Here is a 2,162-nt window from a genome sequence, read left to right as displayed (position 1 = left end):
GGATTTGGACTTTCACCGAAGATTATCGTTGTAGTTTTGGTATGCTTCTTTCCTATTGCTGTAAGTCTAACAGAGGGGCTGTCATCAGTCGACGGAGAACTCATAGACATGATGAGAAGCATGAATGCTACGGAAAACCAGATATTTTTCAAGTGCAAGCTTCCCGCTGCAATGCCTTCATTCTTTGCAGGTCTTAGGATAGCAGCCACCTACAGTGTAATGGGTGCAGTGATATCTGAATGGGTAGGTGCTCAGGAAGGACTTGGAATATTTTTGATAAGGGTAATGAAATCCTACAGAATACCTGCAATGTTTGCAGACATTTTATTTATAATAATAATGACACTGATATTCGTCGCAATAGTTGATATTTGCGGCAAAAAACTAATGCCTTGGAAAAAGGATAAAAGGAGAATATGATGAAAAGATTTTTAGCTTTAATTTTAGTAATGATGATGATGTTTACAATGGCTGGATGCCAGCCTGCAGAGGAAACTCAGGAGCCAGCAGAAGATACACAGGCACCTGAAGAAGTAGAGCTTCAAAAGGTAGTGTTTACACTGGATTGGTTCCCAAATACCAACCACACTGGAATATATGTTGCCAAGGAAATGGGATATTTCGAGGAAATGGGTCTTGATGTTGAAATCATTCAACCTAGTTCAACGGCAGAACAGCTTGTAGCATCTGATTCAGCACAGTTCGGAATCAGCTACCAGGAAGCAGTAACAATGGCAAGAGCAGAAGGAATACCTATAGTTTCAGTTGCAGCTGTAATTCAGCACAACACTTCAGGATTCATGTCTATAAGCGATAAGGGAATAGCATCTCCTGCAGATTTTGAAGGAAAGAAATACGGTGGCTGGGGTTCACCAGTTGAAATGGCTACAATCAAATACCTTATGGATCAGGAAGGTGCAGATTCTGAAAAAGTTGAAGTAGTAACAATAGGCGATGTTGATTTCTTTGCAGCAAGTGAGTCTGGAGATGTTGATTTCGCATGGGTTTTCGAAGGATGGTCTGTAATTGAAGCAAAACAAAAAGGATTTGATGTAAACTATGTTGACCTTGGAAAGGAAGCAGAGGTATTTGACTATTATACTCCTGTAATCATAACAAGTGAAAAGAACATTGAAGAAAAGCCTGAGCTTGTTGAGAACTTCATGAAGGCTGCAGCAATGGGATATGAATTTGCAATAGCAAATCCTGAAGAAGCTGCACAAGCACTATTGACTGGAGCACCTGAACTTAATGAAACACTTGTTATTGAAAGCCAAAAATTCTTGGCGGACAAATACACTGCAGATGCAGAGTACTGGGGATACCAGGATGTAGAAGTATGGAGCAGATATACTAACTGGCTTCTTGAGAATGAATTCATAGCTAATGAAGTAGAATCTGAAAAAGCATTTACAAACGATTTTTTAAACAAATAATATATAAGAAATAATAAGTCAGGGTGGTTTGATGAACAAGAGAGTTCTTCTAAGAAATGTTTCAAAGACTTATTTCATGGATAATGGAGACAAGCTTGAAACACTGAACAATATAAATATAGATCTTGGGGATAGCGAGTTTGTATCCATAATAGGTCCCAGTGGATGCGGCAAGAGCACGGTCTTCAGGCTTATTACAGGACTTGAGGTTGGTTTTTCAGGAGACATATATATTAACGACATCAAGGTTGAAGAGTCTGAGGAAACAGTCAGCTATATGCAGCAGATGGATCTTCTCATGCCCTGGAGAAACATAATGGACAATGTGATTCTGCCTCTGGAGATTAAGGGTATCGCCAAGAAGGAAAATATTGAGACTGCAGCATCCCAATTTGTTGAATTTGGCCTTGAAGGATTTGAGGACTCATACCCGAATCAGCTGTCCGGTGGAATGAGGCAAAGGGCGGCTCTTCTCAGGACCTTCCTAATAGGAAGTCCCATAATGCTTCTTGACGAGCCTTTTGGAGCTCTTGATGCCATTACAAGATCAAACATGCAGGACTGGCTCCTTAAGATCTGGCAGATGCACAAAAAGTCAGTACTCTTCGTAACTCACGATATCGACGAGGCTATTTATCTTTCGGACAGGATATATGTCATGAGTGAAAGACCAGGTCATATAGTCCATGAGCTTAAAGTGGATTTTGACAGACCTAGAAGTAAGGA

Annotated in this window: 3 protein-coding genes; all 3 read left to right on the top strand. The window is 40.3% G+C overall.

The annotated features are described in order from the left end of the window. The coding region (locus AC3AX0_RS12085) for an ABC transporter permease (RefSeq protein WP_487550531.1) at window positions 1–420 on the top strand (420 nt) is incomplete at its 5' end. Next, on the top strand, window positions 420–1,436 hold the full coding sequence (locus AC3AX0_RS12080; protein WP_487550530.1) for an ABC transporter substrate-binding protein: 1,017 nt from the start codon (window positions 420–422) through the stop codon (window positions 1,434–1,436). The genes AC3AX0_RS12085 and AC3AX0_RS12080, both read left to right, overlap by 1 nt. 31 nt (window positions 1,437–1,467) lie before the next feature. Continuing rightward, window positions 1,468–2,162 (top strand): ABC transporter ATP-binding protein (locus AC3AX0_RS12075; RefSeq protein WP_487550529.1); only part of this gene is annotated, 695 nt, incomplete at its 3' end.

The sequence above is a fragment of the Dethiosulfatibacter sp. genome (assembly GCF_983023055.1).
This window is presented reverse-complemented; position numbering and strand designations above follow the sequence as displayed.

What these genes read in the sequence shown, in the direction of transcription:
- AC3AX0_RS12080 (WP_487550530.1), top strand. Translation starts at nt 420, where the DNA reads ATGAAAAGATTTTTAGCTTTAATTTTAGTAATGATGATGATGTTTACA.